This is a genomic window from Gottfriedia sp. ABJ_BB2_2, assembly GCF_055484705.1.
Genome location: NZ_JBVFKR010000009.1, coordinates 73927 through 90825, shown reverse-complemented (window position 1 = coordinate 90825; position 16899 = coordinate 73927). Strand labels below are relative to the sequence as shown.

The window sequence follows — 16899 nt, the reverse complement described above, 5'->3', positions numbered from 1 at the left end:
AGTAATTTAAACTTAATTAATTATAAAATTTACCTGTAATAAATTAAATATATAAAAAATCATTTTTTCTGACTTAAGAATAAATCAAAAAAAGAAGACGAACTTAAGCAGTTCGCCTTCTTATCTTTAAAGAATATTAACCAATTGATCCTTCCATCTCGAACTTAATCAGACGGTTCATTTCAACAGCATATTCCATTGGTAATTCTTTTGTAAACGGCTCAATGAATCCCATAACGATCATTTCTGTAGCTTCTTGCTCAGAAATACCACGGCTCATTAAGTAGAATAATTGCTCTTCAGATACTTTAGAAACCTTCGCTTCATGCTCAAGAGAAATATTGTCGTTTAAGATTTCATTGTATGGAATTGTATCAGAAGTTGATGCGTTATCCATAATTAATGTATCACATTCAATGTTTGAACGAGATCCAGCAGCTTTACGACCAAAGTGAACAATACCGCGATATGTTACTTTACCACCGTGCTTCGAAATTGATTTCGAAACAATTGTAGAAGAAGTATTTGGTGCTAAGTGAATCATTTTTGCACCAGCATCTTGGTGTTGACCTTTACCAGCAATTGCAATAGAAAGTGTAAGACCACGAGCACCTTCACCTTTTAAGATAACTGCAGGATATTTCATCGTAAGTTTAGAACCGATGTTACCATCAATCCATTCCATTGTTGCATTTGCTTCACATACAGCACGCTTCGTAACTAAGTTGAATACATTGTTCGCCCAGTTTTGAATTGTAGTGTAACGGCAGTAAGCATCTTTTTTAATGATGATTTCAACTACTGCAGAGTGAAGTGAGTTTGTTGTATAAACTGGAGCTGTACAACCTTCAACGTAATGTACGTGAGCACCTTCGTCAGCAATGATTAAAGTACGCTCAAACTGACCCATATTTTCAGAGTTAATACGGAAGTAAGCTTGAAGAGGCGTATCTACTTTTACACCTTTTGGAACGTAAATAAATGATCCACCAGACCAAACTGCAGAGTTTAATGCAGAGAATTTGTTATCTGTAGGTGGAATTACTTTTCCAAAGTGTTCTTTGAAAATTTCTTCATGCTCACGTAAAGCAGTATCTGTATCTGTAAATAAGATTCCTAGATCAGTTAAATCTTGCTTCATACTGTGGTAAACTACCTCAGATTCATACTGTGCAGAAACACCTGCTAAATACTTTTGTTCTGCTTCAGGGATACCTAGTTTATCAAATGTATTTTTGATTTCTTCAGGTACTTCATCCCAAGATTTTTCTGTTTTCTCTGATGGTTTTACATAATAAGTAATTTCATCAAAGCGTAAATCAGACATGTCTCCACCCCACTGAGGCATTGGCATATCATAGAAATGTTGTAAAGATTTTAAACGAAAATCTAACATCCATTGTGGTTCATTTTTCATACGTGAAATTTCTTCAACGATTTCCTTTGTTAAACCACGTTCTGAACGGAAGATTGATACGTCACGGTCATGAAACCCATATTTATAATCACTAATATCTGGTAAATTCGTAGACATCATTCATACTCCCTTCTAATAGAAGAGAGGATTAAAGTTCAGAAGATTATTCTTCTGATTTTAACCCCTTCTCCATCGCTTTCCATGCAAGTGTTGCACATTTAATTCGTGCAGGAAATTTCGAAACACCTTGCAATGCTTCAATATCATCTAATTCAACCGAATCATCGTATTCTTTTCCAAGCATCATGTCAGAAAATATTTGAGAAAGACTTAATGCTTCCTCAATTTTCTTACCTTTTATAGCATGTGTCATCATTGAAGCGGATGCCATTGAAATGGAACAACCTTCACCGTCAAAACGAGCATCAGATACGATTCCATCTTCAACTTTTAAACGCAATTCAATTCGATCACCACAAGTTGGGTTATTCATGTTAACTGTTAAGTCACCATCAGAGATAGCCCCAACACCCTTATTACGAGGGTTTTTATAATGGTCCATAATCACTCGACGATACAATGCATCTAGATCTATATTACGATTAATAGACATCACTAAAGTACTCCTTCGTTTTTACTAGTCCTCTTACAAAAGCATCTACATCTTCTTTTGTATTATACAAATAAAAACTTGCTCGAGCAGTAGCAGATACTTTTAACCATCTCATTAATGGCTGTGCACAATGATGACCTGCACGTATAGCTATGCCTTCAACATCTAAAACAGTCGCTAAATCATGTGGGTGAACATCATCAATATTAAATGTTACAAGACCCGCACGATGCTTTGGACCATAGATTGTGATTCCTTCTACAGAAGATAACTGCTCTAGGGCATAATCTACAATCTCATGCTCATGTTTTTCGATATTGTCCATACCGATGTCGTTTAAGAAATCAATTGCTGCACCTAATCCAACTGCACCAGCAATGATTGGTGTACCACCTTCAAATTTCCAAGGCAGCTCTTTCCAAGTTGAATCTTGTAAGTCAACGAAATCAATCATTTCCCCACCAAATTCAATTGGTTCCATGTTTTCTAGAAGATGTTTTTTACCGTAAAGTGCACCAATACCTGTAGGAGCACACATTTTATGACCAGATAATGCATAAAAATCACAATCTAAGTCTTGTACATCCACTTTCATATGTGGCGTACTTTGTGCACCATCAACAAGCATGACTGCTCCATTTTGATGGGCAATTGCTGCAATTTCTTTTACGGGATTAATTGAACCAAGTACGTTTGAAACATACATAATGGCAACGATTTTCGTATTAGAGTTAATTGTAGCTCTTGCTTGCTCGATACTAATCGAACCATCTTCTTCTAAAGGTATATATTTAAGGGTTGCGCCAGTTGCTTTTGCCACCTGCTGCCATGGAATGATATTACTATGATGCTCCATATAAGAGATCACTATTTCATCCCCAGCTTTCAGGTTAGCTCTGCCATAACTAGCAGCAACTGTATTGATTGCAGTTGTTGTTCCTCTAGTGAAAATAATTTCTTCCATTGAAGAAGCATTAATGAATTTTCGAACTTTTTCACGAGCTCCTTCATATGCATCTGTCGCTTTTGTTCCTAGCGTATGCACGCCTCTATGAACATTGGAATTAATTTCTCGATAGTAGTTAGAAACTGCCTCAATTACCTGTACAGGCTTTTGTGAAGTTGCTGCACTATCAAGATACACTAAAGGATGTCCATTTACTTCTTGATTTAGAATAGGAAAGGCTTCACGGATTGATTTAACATCCATTACTTAACCTTCCTCTCAATTACATCAACAAGCATTTTTTTAACTTCATCAACCGGTAATTCCGAAACTACAGGTGCTAAGAATCCGTGAATAACTAAGCGCTCTGCTTCTTTCTTCGGAATACCACGACTCATTAGGTAGTAAAGTTGAGTAGGATCTACTTTACCAACTGAAGCTGCGTGACCTGCCATTACATCATTTTCATCAATTAAAAGAATTGGGTTTGCATCTCCACGAGCTTTTTCACTAAGCATTAACACACGAGAAGTTTGTTGTGCATTAGATTTAGAAGCACCGTGCTCAATTTTACCGATTCCATTAAAGATTGAAGTTGCTGCATCTTTAGATACACCATGCTTTAAGATCCAACCTTCTGATCCTTTACCGAAATGGATAATGCTCGTCGTAAAGTTTTGCGTTTGCTCACCACGACCAACAGTCACCATTTTCATATCTCCAAATGATCCGTCGCCAATTAGGTTCGTAACGTTTTCAAATACTGAGTTACCATCGTTCATTAGACCAAGTGCCCACTCAATTTTACTATCACGTCCAGCGTGGCCGCGACGTACAACATAAGCTGTTACACCTTTTGCTAATGTATCAACTGCACCGTAACTTACTTTAGCGTTATCTAAAGTAATTACCTCAGTTACTACATTTACAACAGCGCCGTTTAAGTCTTGAGAAGTTGAAACATAGTTTTCTACATAAGTTACTTCACTGTTAGCGTCCGCTACTACTAACACATGATTGTATGCAGGTACTGTTTCTCCATCCACTACGAAAATTGCTTGAATTGGTTTTTCAAGAACAACATTTTTCGGAATGTATAAGAATGCACCACCATTTACTAATGCAGCATGTAGTGCGATTAATTTGTTTTCGTCTACTTTTACAGCTTCTGTCATGAAGTACTTTTTAACAAGGTCTTCATGATCCTTAATAGCTGTGTGTAAGTCGATAAATAGAACACCTTTTTCTTTTGCTTCTGTAGAAAGCGCGTGATATACAGGTGAACCGTTATATTGTACGTATACTGATTGATCAGCATCTTCGTTCATTAAAGATGTAACTGATTCTGGTAATTGATCCTTCGTTGGAACATTGCCAGTAGTTACATCAAATTCTTTACCAAAGAAATCCCATTTAGAGATATTCGTTTTATCTGGTTTTGGTAGAGAAAGTGTTTCAGCTTTAGCAAGTGCGTTTAAACGGAACTCTGTGAAGTAAGCTGGTTCATTACGCAATGCAGAAAGCTGCTTTACTGTTTCTTGACTAAATGGAATTGTAGTACCAGTTGTCATGAGAATCCCCTCCTATCCGATTAAGCTTCTTGCCCAACTGTCTCGTCTTCAATACCTAACTCTTGTTTAATCCAGTCATATCCCTCAGCTTCTAAACGAGCTGCTAATTCAGGACCACCTGATTTTACAATACGACCTTGCATCATTACGTGAACGAAATCTGGCGTAATATAGTTTAATAAACGTTGGTAGTGAGTGATGATTAAGCAACCGAACTCTTCTCCACGCATTTCGTTAACACCTTTAGATACTACTTTTAATGCATCAATATCTAACCCTGAATCGATTTCATCAAGGATTGCAATTTTAGGTTGAATCATCATCATTTGAAGAATCTCATTACGTTTTTTCTCTCCGCCTGAGAAACCTTCATTTAAATAACGTTGTGCCATTTCTGGATCCATTTCAAGGAATTCCATGTTTTTATCTAAAGAACGGATAAATTTCATTAATGAAATTTCATCGCCTTCTTCACGACGAGCGTTTACTGCTGAACGTAAGAAATCGGCATTTGTAACGCCACTGATTTCACTTGGATATTGCATAGCAAGGAAAAGACCCGCTTGAGCGCGCTCATCAACTTCCATTTCTAATACATCGTTGCCATCAAGCTCGATGCTTCCACCAGTCACTTCATATTTTGGATGACCCATAATAGCTGAAGATAAAGTAGATTTACCTGTACCATTTGGTCCCATGATTGCGTGGATTTCTCCACCTTTTACTTCAAGGTTTACACCTTTTAAAATTTGCTTACCTTCAATAGCAACTTGAAGGTCTTGTATTTTTAATGTAGAAGCTCCCATTGTTTACCCTCCATAATCTTAACAAATAAAATTTCTATAAAATAGAAAATGGCTATTTTAGTTCATTCTCATTTTATTCTCATTCTAATCTTAAAGCAATTAAAAAGTATTTTCAAGCAGAGTACTATTTTATTAAAAAAGTTTTATTGTCTGGCTAATTTTTTGCAAAAATAGAAATTAACAACGTCACTATATATATAGGAAATAATCATTTCTACTTTAACAATGAATCGTGGTAAAAATAAGTTAAAATCAACTAAACTCACACCTGAGCAACAAAACTATGCAATCAATTAACTAAAAAAGATTTTGATAAACGAAAATATTAAAGCTCTTAACTAGTTAAGTGCATATGTCCTAATTAACTTGTTCACTTACAAAACCTAGTCCTTAGATTTCAATTACGTATTAATATATCCCAAAGATACAGTCTGAACGTATTAGGCACTATTAGATAGAAGATAGTGTTTCGTAATGTTTTCTTAAAACAATTATTTCACCATATTCTATTTAGATTATTCAATACTAATATAGTTGTTCGAGTTATTTGGGTGACACGCAGTTAAAAATTACACATATATTTAGTAAGATTCGCACTCTTTCATTATTAACAAAAAACCAATTTTTCATAAAAAAATTTATTTCTTATAAAAATGCAAAAGAACCTTTTTTAGAAAGGTTCTTTTCAAATTATATAATCATTTTTACTGCTGAAAAATTTTATAAGGTACGACAATTTCAGGCATACCAGCCGCATATGCAGCTACTTCATATTCACTAAAAATTAATTTTATTCCTTCCTGATCAAAAACCCATAATCTATTTTTATCACTTAATTCAATTTCATTTGGTGACTTAATTAAAACATATCCACTATATTTCTTTTGTAATTGTTGATAAGTATAATCTTGAATCGATTTTTCATTTCCTTTTATTAGTTTAGATAATTGAATCAGATCGCCTGTATTCAAATCAAAATTAAACGTTGTTCCTGTAGTCATTCCATGTGCGCCGCCGGTATAAACATATTCATAATAGACAACACTTAATTTCCCAGCATCATTAAAAGGAACTTTATAAGTAAAAACATATTCATAAGGTCTCCATGGACCTTGACTTGAAGTCCATTTTGCCTTCGCTTCTTTTTCTTCTGCAAGTAATTTTAGTCGATGTTGATTAGCTGCATTAGCACCTTTTTGTAATGTTGCATTTATTTTCTGTTCAGCTTTTTTGCTACTCAATCCTTTTACTTGTGGATATTTAATTGGTGTATTTCTCAATTTCACTTCGTATACTTGCGCTTTTTGTACAGAAGCAGGCGATAACTGTACTATTTTACTGTTTTGTTTCACCGCAGCTTGTGTATAAGTCGGTATCACTATAGAGCCTGTCATGATACAAGCTGTTAAGAATCGAATGACTTTTTTCATCTTTGCTCCTCCTTAAACCAAATATTACGTATAGTATGAGGAATTAAGGATTGATTTATTACTTGCTAATATCTATCAAACTGATAAAAAAATGCAGATCCTTATAATAGGATCTGCACTTTTTTATCATTAATGACTAAAGAAATAACTTTTATCTGTTCCACCAATTGTAATTGTGTAACTAGATGAACTAGCAACGATTTTAAAATGATTTGCATCGACTTTAACTGCTTGTGCAGCCACTAAAGATGCAGATAAACTTTGATTTATTCTCGTAATCACATTATCAATATTAGACAAATTTGTACTAAGTGAGATCGTCGCTTGTTTTGTTCCATCACTTACAGTAAATGTTTTACTTTTTGTCGTATCAGCATTTGTTCCAACACTTTGGCTGTTATCAAAGAATACTCCCCAATCCTTACCACCAAGTGTGATATTTGAACTTGAACCTGAACTATAAGAAATAATTTGGAATGTGTCATCCGTGCCAAACGCTGCCATTGGTCTCTTCATTAGATCAATTCCATGGGCATTACAATAATCCTGAATAAAACTATCAATTACGCCTCCCATAACTTGACCAATAGTAAAACCACTCAATGGAACATTCCAGTTAATTTTTATAGGTATCGTTATCGAACCATCACTAATTGTGAATTCCCTTGGTGTAGTTTGGAAGTCCGTTGTTGTAATAACTTTACTTACTAACTTAGCTGATGTAGCAGCAACATTTGCAAAATCAAAATTCGTTATTGCATTAGACTCGATTTCCATAGGAGGCATTAACAGTTTCAATTTTTGTTCTGCCGCTTCTAATGGGGCAACTGTAACATACGTTTTTTGTGTAGCAGTTAAGGCATTGTATGCTGCTCTTGCTGCTTCAATATTTGCCTGGTGCTCTAGTTTTACATCTGTAGGAAGTGCATCTATTAATGCTTGCACATGATCCGCTGCTGCCTTATCACTGACAATAATTGCAAGTTGTGCCTCTGCAGATTGTAAGCTAGCTTCATTAAGTACTAATGTTCTTTGAGAAGTAGTCAGTGCATTATACGCGCTACGCGCTAACTCTATTTGAGATTTATGACTATAATCCACCGTATTAGGTAAGGCATTTATCAAACCAGTCACATTGTCGGCTTTTTGCTTATCTTCAAGTGCAATCGTTAATTTTGCTTCTGCATCAACTAATTTTGCCATATTTACAACTAAAGCTTGACGATCTGCTGATAAATTATTAAAAGCATCTCTAGCTGCTTTAATTTGAATTTCATCTGAATATGAAACATTTACAGGTAATGCTGAAATTAGGTTAATCACCACGTCTGCTGCGGCTTTATCACTTAATGCAACGACCAGTTTAGCTTCTGCTTTTATTAAATCAGATTGATTTTCTACTAATGCTTTTTGATTTGATGTTAATAAATCAAATTTCGTTCGTGCTTCATTAATTTTTGCTTGATCTGTATACATGACAACTTCAGGTAATGATCTAATTAAATCACTTACACTGTCAGCAGCTGCCTTATCGGCTAATGCAATTGTTAAATTAGTTTCTGCTGACACTAAAATAGACTCATTCGATACTAAATCCTTTTGTGCATCTGTTAGTAGATTATAAGCTGCACGTGCGGCTTCAATTTGTACTTTGTCTGTATGTTTTACTAAAGCAGGCAATAAAGTGATTAGCTCACTAACATCATCAGCTTTTTCTTTATCATTAATTGCAATGATTAAATTTGCTTCTGCAGCTTGTAGTAATGCTAAGTTTGTTACTAATGCTTGGCGACCTGACGATAAATCTTCATAAGACTTTCTGGCTGCTTTGATCTGTGTTTCATCAAAATATTTAACACTTATCGAAAGTGCTGCGATTAGGTTACTCACCACGTCTGCTGCGGCTTTATCACTTAAAGCAACGACCAATTTAGCTTCTGCATTTGTTAAATCAATTTCATTTTCTACTAATGCTTTTTGATTTGCTGATAATAAGTCATATTCAGTTCGGGCTTCTGTAATCTTAGCTTCATCTGAATACATCACGGTTTCAGGTAACGCTTTAATCAAATCGCTTACTTTGTCAGCTGCAGCTTTATCTGCTAACGCTACAATTAATTGATCCTCAGCAGTCTTTAAATCCGTTGTATTGAGTACTAAAGCTTTTTGTTCAATCGATAATGTCTCATATGCAGCTCTTACTGACTCTATTTGAATTTTATGTGTGTAATCCACTACACTAGGCAAATTATCAATTAGTGTTGTTACAGCAGTAGCAGCCTTGATATTTGTTATGATTTCTACTGATTTCGCAAGTTTTTCTTGATAGTTTAATCCTACCAATGTTTTTTGAAAAGCAGTTAACTGATTGAATGAATCATTTGCATCTTTTATTGCAAGATCATTAGTTATTGTAATTTTATTAAGTTCTGGAAGTGCGTTAATCTTTAGTAAAACGATATTTGCTACAATTTGGTCATAACTTAATCCACTTGGTTTTTGGACTAATTGACCATTTATTTTGTTAATTTGAGCAAGTTGATTTTCATTGATTAAAAGATTCTTACTTTGAATATTTTCTACCTTTGTATTGCTACCCAACTCAATTTTCCCTTTATTCATTTCAGAAGCAAGGATATTTCCGATCTGCGGTAGGGTAAATAATATATTTGACACTGTATTTAATAAAACATTGCTAACTTGAGCACTGCCTGATATTTCTAAAGTTGTGCCTTTAGTATTGATATGAACTGTTCTAGTTGGCACATTTAAGATTAATTTATTGGCGTTATTCATTAAATCAATTGTTTCAATTGATGATTGAAGACCACCTGTTAATATAATATTATTACTTGTCATTACTGAATTAATCTTTATCTGATCTCCAAGTGTTATTTTTGAGTTACCTTTTACTTCTAATTGATTAACAGCTGCGTTCAGCATTAAAGTTTGTACCTTTTCACTTGTTGATAACTTTTTTATGTCACCTAAACTATTAATCTGACTATTCTTCAGTATATTTAATTGAAGAATGATAGCATTTATATCAATATTCAAAATACTATTAGTCCCAGCCTCAATTAAATTGTTAATTGTTCCTGAAATATTAACGTTTACTGAAGATCCATTTGAGTTATTCGTAAGAGTATTAATCTTCGCCTTACCATTTATCGTAACCGCTGATGATGATTGAATTGTTAATGTTCCGATATTACCATTCAAACTAAGTGTATTGACCCCATTGCTAATGCTAACTTTATTAATTTTTGTTACAGAATCTGTTTTAAGAATCGCATTAGATGATAATACAATATCGCTTACAATCGTTTTGCCAAGTACTTGGATTGAAGATTTTGGTGATTTCACTTCTAATTTACTTAAGTTCGAACCATCAAAAATAATTTCAAGATTTGAAGATGATGGAGAAGTAGCATTTGTGATTGCATTCGTTGATCCATTTAAAGTTGAAGCTGCAAAAGATAAGGAGTTATAAAATTTAGTATTACTCACTTTATTAGTTGCATCACTTCCACTCACTGATTTAATAGCCTTGGATTGGTTAGTGATTGTTGTTTTTCCTTTTACGACTACTTTACTAGTCTTAAAGACAGATTTTACATTTGGTGTTATGTCTAAATTACTTTTAATTGTAATGTTTTTGATAGTGATATAGTTTGCATTTACTCTTAAAGTTCCATTAAACTTTGTATTCTTCCCGTCAAATACAATATTATTTGCATAATTTGTATCACCTTTTTTCGATGCCTTACCAGGTGAATTTAACTCAATTAAACTGACATTTTTAATTTGATGATTTGCATCGTATGTAAATTGAACACGTGCCTTTTTAAGTGCAGTAGTATTTCCAAATACACCGCTAAATGTTTTTGAGAACTTGAAGGTTTTTTTGCCTATTTTAATTGAATTCTTAGTAATTTTTGAGATTGTTTCAATTTTCGAAGTGTAAATTTTTTGTGTAGAATGTTTTGATGTTGTCATAGATGTGTGGTGTTCTTGATGGTTTGTTAAGTAATTTGAATTACTCTCGTGTAAGTTTGTGATTTTTGTAGTGGCTTTTACACTAATTACATTAAATGGAAATGTTGTCGTTATAGCAGATGTAAGTAAAACCGAGCTAACAACGGCAGCCATTTTATTTGACTTTAGTACTTTTTTCATAGATTCTCCCTTTTCCTATACAAAATGAACGCAAATGTAATTATATTACATTTTTGGAAATTATGTATATTCTCTTATAAATTTTAATAATAATATTTTTTGTTGCAGATTTCTAAACTTATATAAGTCTATATACCTTCTTTTTCTCAAAATCCCTTTTTTAAATGGAATCTATTCTAAAGATTATTGCATTTAGTATTTTAGCGACAGAAGTTGATTACAACGGAAGGTAAGAGATTCCTGTGGGAGATGTGGGAAGGTTAAAGACAGCCCGCATTAGGCCCACAAGATGTGGGTCATGCATGCTTTATGATAGGATGTCGTGGTGGTTTTAGCACGCCTACCTTTCTCAGTTTTCATCCCCAGAAAATGATTAGCCTGGAGTTATAATCATATAACACATTCTTAAATAGCCACAATGTATAAGAAAACAGCTTTAAAATATAAAAACCGATTTTTCATATTAAATAATTACAAGCAAATCATTTATAATAAAAACATATATAATAGAAGATTTTATTCAGAAAGTGGGATATATAGTGGCGAATATATTTGTAGCTGGTAAAATACCAGAAAAAGCAGAAGAAATTTTAAAAGGTAACGATATAACTATTTATAATGGTGATGGATTAATCTCTGAAGAAGAGCTCTGTGAAAGTGTAAAAAATGTTGATGCAATTCTAAGTTTACTTTCTACTCCAATTACAAAAAGGGTGATCGATGCAGCGAAACATGTGAAGATCATTGCGAATTATGGAGCTGGATTTAACAATATTGATATTGACTATGCTACAAGCAAAGGAATCCATGTGACAAATACTCCATTTGTTTCTACAGATGCAACGGCAGAGTTAACACTTGCGATCCTATTAGCAGTTTCAAGAAGAGTAGTAGAAGGCGATCAGTTATGCCGTACGAGTGGTTTTGATGGATGGGCACCATTATTCTTTAGAGGCACTGAAGTTTCAGGGAAAACAATTGGAATCTTTGGCTTTGGTAATATTGGACAAGCCGTAGCAAAAAGAGCAAATGCTTTTAATATGAAGGTTTTATATACTCAACCTAGAAGGTTAAGTCCAGAGATTGAACAACAGTATAATGCAACATATGTTTCATTTGACGACTTACTTAAAGAATCTGATTTTGTTTCACTTCACTCTCCATATAAACCTGAACTACACCATCTCTTTGGAGAAGAAGAATTTGCAAAAATGAAAAAAACTGCCTTCTTTATCAACGCGGCAAGAGGTACACTCGTTAATGAATCTGAGTTAGTTAGTGCTTTAAAACATGGTGTGATCGCTGGTGCTGCATTGGATGTTTTTGAATTTGAACCGAGCATTACGGACGACTTAAAAACATTATCTAATGTTGTATTAACACCCCATATTGGAAATGCGACTTATGAAACGCGTGAAGCGATGTCAGAAGTCGCAGCTAAAAATATTGTTGAGGTAATAAACGGTCGAAATCCTATTTCTGCTGTAAATGAAATATTTGTTAAAAACTAATCTTTACTAATATGAATAGAAGTTATTAATCAAAAAAAAATCTTAGCAAAAATGCTAAGATTTTTTTGATTACTTATTCGCTTACAGGTACTACAGCACCTTCATACTTTTCAATGATGAAATCTTGAATTTCTTTTGAGTGTAATACTTTTACTAATGCTTTAATCTCTTTTTTGTCTTTGTCACCTTCACGTACAGCAATGATGTTTACATATGGAGATTCTTTACCCTCTAAAGCAATAGCATCCTTCATAGGATTTAAACCAGCATCAATCGCGTAGTTAGTATTGATTAAAACAGCATCACCTTGTTTATTTTTATAAACTTGTGGAAGTAATCCAGCTTCAACGTCAGCTCTGAATTTTAAGTTTTTAGGGTTTTCAGCAATATCTTTAATTGTTGCAACAGTTGGATCTACACCATCTGCAATTTTAATTAAACCTTCTTGTTGTAATAGGCTTAACATACGACCATGATCCGCAACTGAACTACTCATGATAATTGTTCCACCTTTTGGTAGATCGTCTAAGCTTTTATATTTTTGAGAGTAAACACCGATTGGCTCGATATGAATACCACCAGCATTTTCAAATTTATATCCATTTTCTTTCATTTGTGATTCTAAGTAAGGAATGTGTTGGAAATAGTTAGCATCTAATTCTTTAGATTCTAAAGCTTTATTCGGTAACACATAGTCTTGGAATTTTACGATTTTTAAATCAATTCCTTCTTTTTTCAGTAAAGGCTTTGCTTCTTCTAAGATTACTGCGTGAGGTACGTTTGATGCACCTACTACTAATTCTTTATTTCCTTTTCCACCAGCTTCGTTTTCTCCATTACCACATGCAGCTAATGATAAAGCTAATACGCCTGCTCCTAATAAACCTGTAATCTTTTTGAAATTCATGTTCTTTTTCCTCCCTAAATTTGAATTAAGCTCTTTTATCTATTTTTGTTGTTATTAAATCTCCAATAAATTGAAGTATAAATACAATGATTAAGATGATGACTGTTGCCACTAACGTTACTTCATTATTTGACCTTTGGTAACCTTCCATAAATGCTAAGTTACCAAGTCCTCCGCCACCTACAACCCCTGCCATTGCTGTATAACCAACGATTGCAATTGTTGTAACAGTTAAGCCTGAGATAATAGCAGGCAATGCTTCTGGAATAAGGACTTTTAATATAATTGTGAAAGTACTTGCTCCCATTGCTCTTGCTGCTTCGATTACACCTTTATCAATTTCACGTAAACCAATTTCAACCATTCTTGCATAAAATGGTGCAGCTCCGACAATAAGAGCAGGTAATGCAGCTTTCGCACCAAGCATTGAATCAAGGATAAATATTGTAAACGGAATTAATAAAATGATTAAAATAATAAACGGTATTGATCTGAATATATTTACAAATCCAGCTAAAATCATGTTGATTACTTTGTTTTCTAAAAGCTGGTCTTTACTTGTTAAAAATAATAGCAACCCGATAATTAAGCCTAAAATAAAAGTAGCTAATGCTGCGATTACTGTCATAAATAAAGTTTCTTGTGTTGCTAAGATCATTGTTTCCCAATCTACATTCGGAAAAAGTTGTGTCATGTTACGCTACCTCCACTTCAACTTGCTTTGATTCTAAGTAAGAAATTGCCTCTTTGATGTTATTTAAATCTCCTACAAGTTGAATAGTCAGTGTTCCGTAAGACCCTTCAGCCGTTTGAACAATTTTTCCTTGCAAAATATTGATTTCAATATCAAAGTGCTTTACTACTTCAGATATATGGGGTTGATTAGCCTGTCCATTTTTAAATGTAAGCCTGTAAGTTTTATCATTCCCATTGCTTTCTATAATTACTTGATGATTAAATTCTTCGTCTGTTCCTCTAATCTGTTTTACGAATTTCTTTGTAATTTCTTGTTGTGGATGAGTGAACACATCTACTACATGTCCTTCTTCAACGACTCTTCCATTTTCCATTACTGCTACTCGCTGACAAACCTTTTGAATAACATGCATTTCATGTGTAATCATAACGATTGTAATTCCTAGTTGCTTATTAATACTTGTTAATAGTGAAAGTATTGAGTCAGTTGTTTCAGGATCTAAAGCAGAAGTAGCTTCATCACATAATAAAACATCTGGATTATTTGCTAATGCTCTTGCAATCCCAACACGCTGCTTTTGACCTCCACTTAGTTCCGAAGGGTATGCATTTTCTCTTCCTTCAAGGCCCACAAGCTTAATTAATTCCTTCGCACGTTCAACGCGTTCCTTTTTTGAAACCTTTGCAATTTCAAGTGGGAAAAGTATATTGTCTAAAACTGTTCTAGACCATAATAAGTTAAAGTGCTGGAATATCATCCCGATTTTCTGTCTTGATTTTCTAAGCTCTGCTGATGAACACTTTGTAATTGATTTCCCATTGACGATTACTTCACCATCTGTTGGAATTTCAAGTCCGTTTAGCATTCGTAATAACGTACTTTTCCCAGCACCGCTATATCCGATCATGCCAAAGATTTCTCCTGCTTCAATTGTTAATGAAACATCCTTTACCGCGGTAACAGTGCCCTTTTTGCTCCTATATATCTTACTTACATTATTTATTTGAATCATTCATGATTTCTCCTCTCAAACATTCTAACAACTCTCTTTTCAATTTTTTGTAAGAACTTACTTTTTTAGTCTTTAAAAACAAAAAAACCTTTCTACTCGCATGAGCAGAAAGGTTTAACATAAAAAGTAAGCCTTTCTCTCATCTCTCAAAGCAATTGCTTTGCAGGAATTAGCACCATTTCAATGACTAGCATTGACGGTTGCTGGGTTTCACAGGGCTCAGTCCCTCCACCTCTCTCGATAAGAGTTAACGTATCAAATATTCGGTTGTTTAATGTAATTTTCATTCTACAAACTTAGACATAAGTTGTCAACAATTTTCTAAAAGTTTTTTCTCATTCTCCACACTCGTATATTGAAAGATTGTTTCAATGAGTAATAATAATCGATAATTCCCCTCATAAGAAGCGTCATTTAATTTTAATAAAAGACCTAAACGTTCTCTTCCTAAATTTAACGATTTCCAACCATCTTTTGTTAAATTTATTCTTAACTGTGGAATAGCCCGATCTAATATTTCAATAAATGGAGCTTTTTTGCTGAATTTGATATATGACTTCTCATTAAGACAATTTAATTCGATAATTCGATCTTCTATCGGTAAAATAATTTGTAAATATTCTTTTTTTACAAATAAATTTCTAGCTTGTCCAACCCACTCCTTAATTTCCATATCGTATACACCTCTTCCGAATTCTTTAAAACTATTTTCTCATAGATAGGTGTTATGTTCTTTATTTTTCGCTCGACAATTACCATGGGTAAATGCATTTTATTCTACAACTTTCACCTTATTTCCCAAGAAATATGTCAGAAGTTGGGTACATTCAGAAACTTTAAGAATGCGTAAGGTTATTACAACTCCAGGTTGCTCCCTTTCCGTGGGGTGTGAGCTGAGCCTCCTCGGCTTCGCCTGTGGGGTCTCAGCTTTCCCACATTTCCCACAGGAGTCTCGCACCTTCCGTTGTAATAACCTTTTGTCAGTTTTAATTCAAATTTAAAAGCAACATTCTATCAGTAAAAAAAACTTAAAAACAAAAAAATGACAACTAATAACTTGTAAATTAGTTGTCACTTTTTATTACCAAGAGGTCTTCTCAACCCTCTCAATATTCATCGTTTAATATATAGATTATATTTTTTTAATAAGTCATGTAAGTACGGAACAGATTGGAAAGCGTATATCTTTTGCTTGATTTCTCCTTTGTCGAAGATAAGTAAACAAGGTACACTTTCAATTTTCCAGTGCTGAGCTTCTTGTGTTAGATCATTAATATTTTGCTTGGATAATGGTAAGTTAGGCAGTATTTCATTTGTGATTTCTAACATTTTTGATGCTACTTGGCAAGTACCACACATAGCGGTATATATATATAAAATTGTTGTTTCTTTTGATTCTATACGTTGCATTAATTCATTCTTTGTCCACTGGTGCATATCAATATTCCTCTTTATATTGTTCTTAAATAGTCTGTAAAAACAGAAATGTCTGCTCCTAATAATACACTTGCTAAATGTTGGCTTGGGGCTGTTGCAACTTCACGATAACTTCTGTCAATATACAAATGCTCCGCTTGAGGAAATTCTCTTTTTAATAATCTTCGCAGTTTTTCTCCAGCCTCATCAGCATCAACTAGCACATAGATTTCTCTAAAATCTAACATTTCCGCTAGTTCATCTAATTTAGTTGTCCCTACAGTTCCATTTGTACAAATGATATCTACAGGTTCTTTTATTATAGACTGTATTTTTCTTTTATCAGTAGTACCTTCGACAATGATTACTTTTCTTTGTTCTTCAATATTCACTG

At 33.8% G+C, this 16899-nt stretch carries 14 protein-coding genes and 1 riboswitch; of the genes, 1 reads left to right on the top strand and 13 read right to left on the bottom strand.

Annotated features, from left to right (window positions below; translation table 11 throughout):
• Positions 1 to 136 precede the first annotated feature (136 nt).
• From sufB to ACX6U0_RS17240, 7 genes are all read right to left on the bottom strand, one after another.
• A complete protein-coding gene (sufB, locus tag ACX6U0_RS17270) occupies positions 137 to 1534 on the bottom strand; it encodes a Fe-S cluster assembly protein SufB (protein WP_098861060.1) in 1398 nt (465 codons plus the stop codon).
• Positions 1535 to 1580: 46 nt separating this feature from the next.
• Positions 1581 to 2030 carry a Fe-S cluster assembly sulfur transfer protein SufU gene (gene sufU, locus ACX6U0_RS17265; protein WP_464961111.1) on the bottom strand — a complete coding sequence of 150 codons (450 nt, stop codon included), beginning with the start codon at positions 2028 to 2030 and terminating at the stop codon, positions 1581 to 1583.
• Positions 2020 to 3240 (bottom strand): cysteine desulfurase, encoded by a 1221-nt coding sequence (locus ACX6U0_RS17260; protein ID WP_464961110.1) that lies wholly within the window; start codon positions 3238 to 3240, stop codon positions 2020 to 2022. Before ACX6U0_RS17260 ends, sufU begins: the two co-directional genes overlap by 11 nt.
• Positions 3240 to 4547 carry a Fe-S cluster assembly protein SufD gene (sufD, locus tag ACX6U0_RS17255; RefSeq protein ID WP_464961109.1) on the bottom strand — a complete coding sequence of 436 codons (1308 nt, stop codon included), beginning with the start codon at positions 4545 to 4547 and terminating at the stop codon, positions 3240 to 3242. The genes ACX6U0_RS17260 and sufD overlap by 1 nt, the downstream gene beginning before the upstream one ends.
• A gap of 20 nt (positions 4548 to 4567) precedes the next feature.
• Positions 4568 to 5353 carry a Fe-S cluster assembly ATPase SufC gene (gene sufC / locus ACX6U0_RS17250; protein WP_192603238.1) on the bottom strand — a complete coding sequence of 262 codons (786 nt, stop codon included), beginning with the start codon at positions 5351 to 5353 and terminating at the stop codon, positions 4568 to 4570.
• 704 nt (positions 5354 to 6057) lie between these two features.
• Positions 6058 to 6783, bottom strand: a complete 726-nt coding sequence (locus tag ACX6U0_RS17245) for a DUF3298 and DUF4163 domain-containing protein (RefSeq protein ID WP_464961108.1) — start codon at positions 6781 to 6783, stop codon at positions 6058 to 6060.
• 129 nt (positions 6784 to 6912) lie between these two features.
• On the bottom strand, positions 6913 to 10962 hold the full coding sequence (locus ACX6U0_RS17240; protein ID WP_464961107.1) for an autotransporter outer membrane beta-barrel domain-containing protein: 4050 nt from the start codon (positions 10960 to 10962) through the stop codon (positions 6913 to 6915).
• A 539-nt stretch (positions 10963 to 11501) separates the two neighbouring features.
• Between ACX6U0_RS17240 and ACX6U0_RS17235 the strand changes: the two genes are divergently transcribed.
• Positions 11502 to 12473 (top strand): 2-hydroxyacid dehydrogenase family protein, encoded by a 972-nt coding sequence (locus ACX6U0_RS17235; RefSeq protein WP_464961106.1) that lies wholly within the window; start codon positions 11502 to 11504, stop codon positions 12471 to 12473.
• Positions 12474 to 12546: 73 nt separating this feature from the next.
• Here the strand turns inward: ACX6U0_RS17235 and ACX6U0_RS17230 are convergent, their stop codons facing one another.
• From ACX6U0_RS17230 to ACX6U0_RS17205, 6 genes are all read right to left on the bottom strand, one after another.
• Positions 12547 to 13380: a MetQ/NlpA family ABC transporter substrate-binding protein gene (locus tag ACX6U0_RS17230; protein ID WP_464961105.1), complete on the bottom strand. Its 834-nt coding sequence runs from the start codon at positions 13378 to 13380 to the stop codon at positions 12547 to 12549.
• Between the two features lie 25 nt (positions 13381 to 13405).
• Positions 13406 to 14074 (bottom strand): methionine ABC transporter permease, encoded by a 669-nt coding sequence (locus tag ACX6U0_RS17225; protein ID WP_464961104.1) that lies wholly within the window; start codon positions 14072 to 14074, stop codon positions 13406 to 13408.
• A 1-nt stretch (position 14075) separates the two neighbouring features.
• A complete protein-coding gene (locus tag ACX6U0_RS17220; protein WP_464961103.1) occupies positions 14076 to 15089 on the bottom strand; it encodes a methionine ABC transporter ATP-binding protein in 1014 nt (337 codons plus the stop codon).
• A 136-nt stretch (positions 15090 to 15225) separates the two neighbouring features.
• A riboswitch (SAM riboswitch) is annotated at positions 15226 to 15336 on the bottom strand.
• Positions 15337 to 15399: 63 nt separating this feature from the next.
• Positions 15400 to 15762: a hypothetical protein gene (locus tag ACX6U0_RS17215; protein WP_464961102.1), complete on the bottom strand. Its 363-nt coding sequence runs from the start codon at positions 15760 to 15762 to the stop codon at positions 15400 to 15402.
• 440 nt (positions 15763 to 16202) lie between these two features.
• Complete coding sequence (locus tag ACX6U0_RS17210; protein ID WP_464961101.1) at positions 16203 to 16526, bottom strand: thioredoxin family protein; 324 nt, start codon at positions 16524 to 16526, stop codon at positions 16203 to 16205.
• Between the two features lie 14 nt (positions 16527 to 16540).
• Positions 16541 to 16891: a toprim domain-containing protein gene (locus ACX6U0_RS17205; RefSeq protein WP_464961159.1), complete on the bottom strand. Its 351-nt coding sequence runs from the start codon at positions 16889 to 16891 to the stop codon at positions 16541 to 16543.
• Positions 16892 to 16899: the final 8 nt, after the last annotated feature.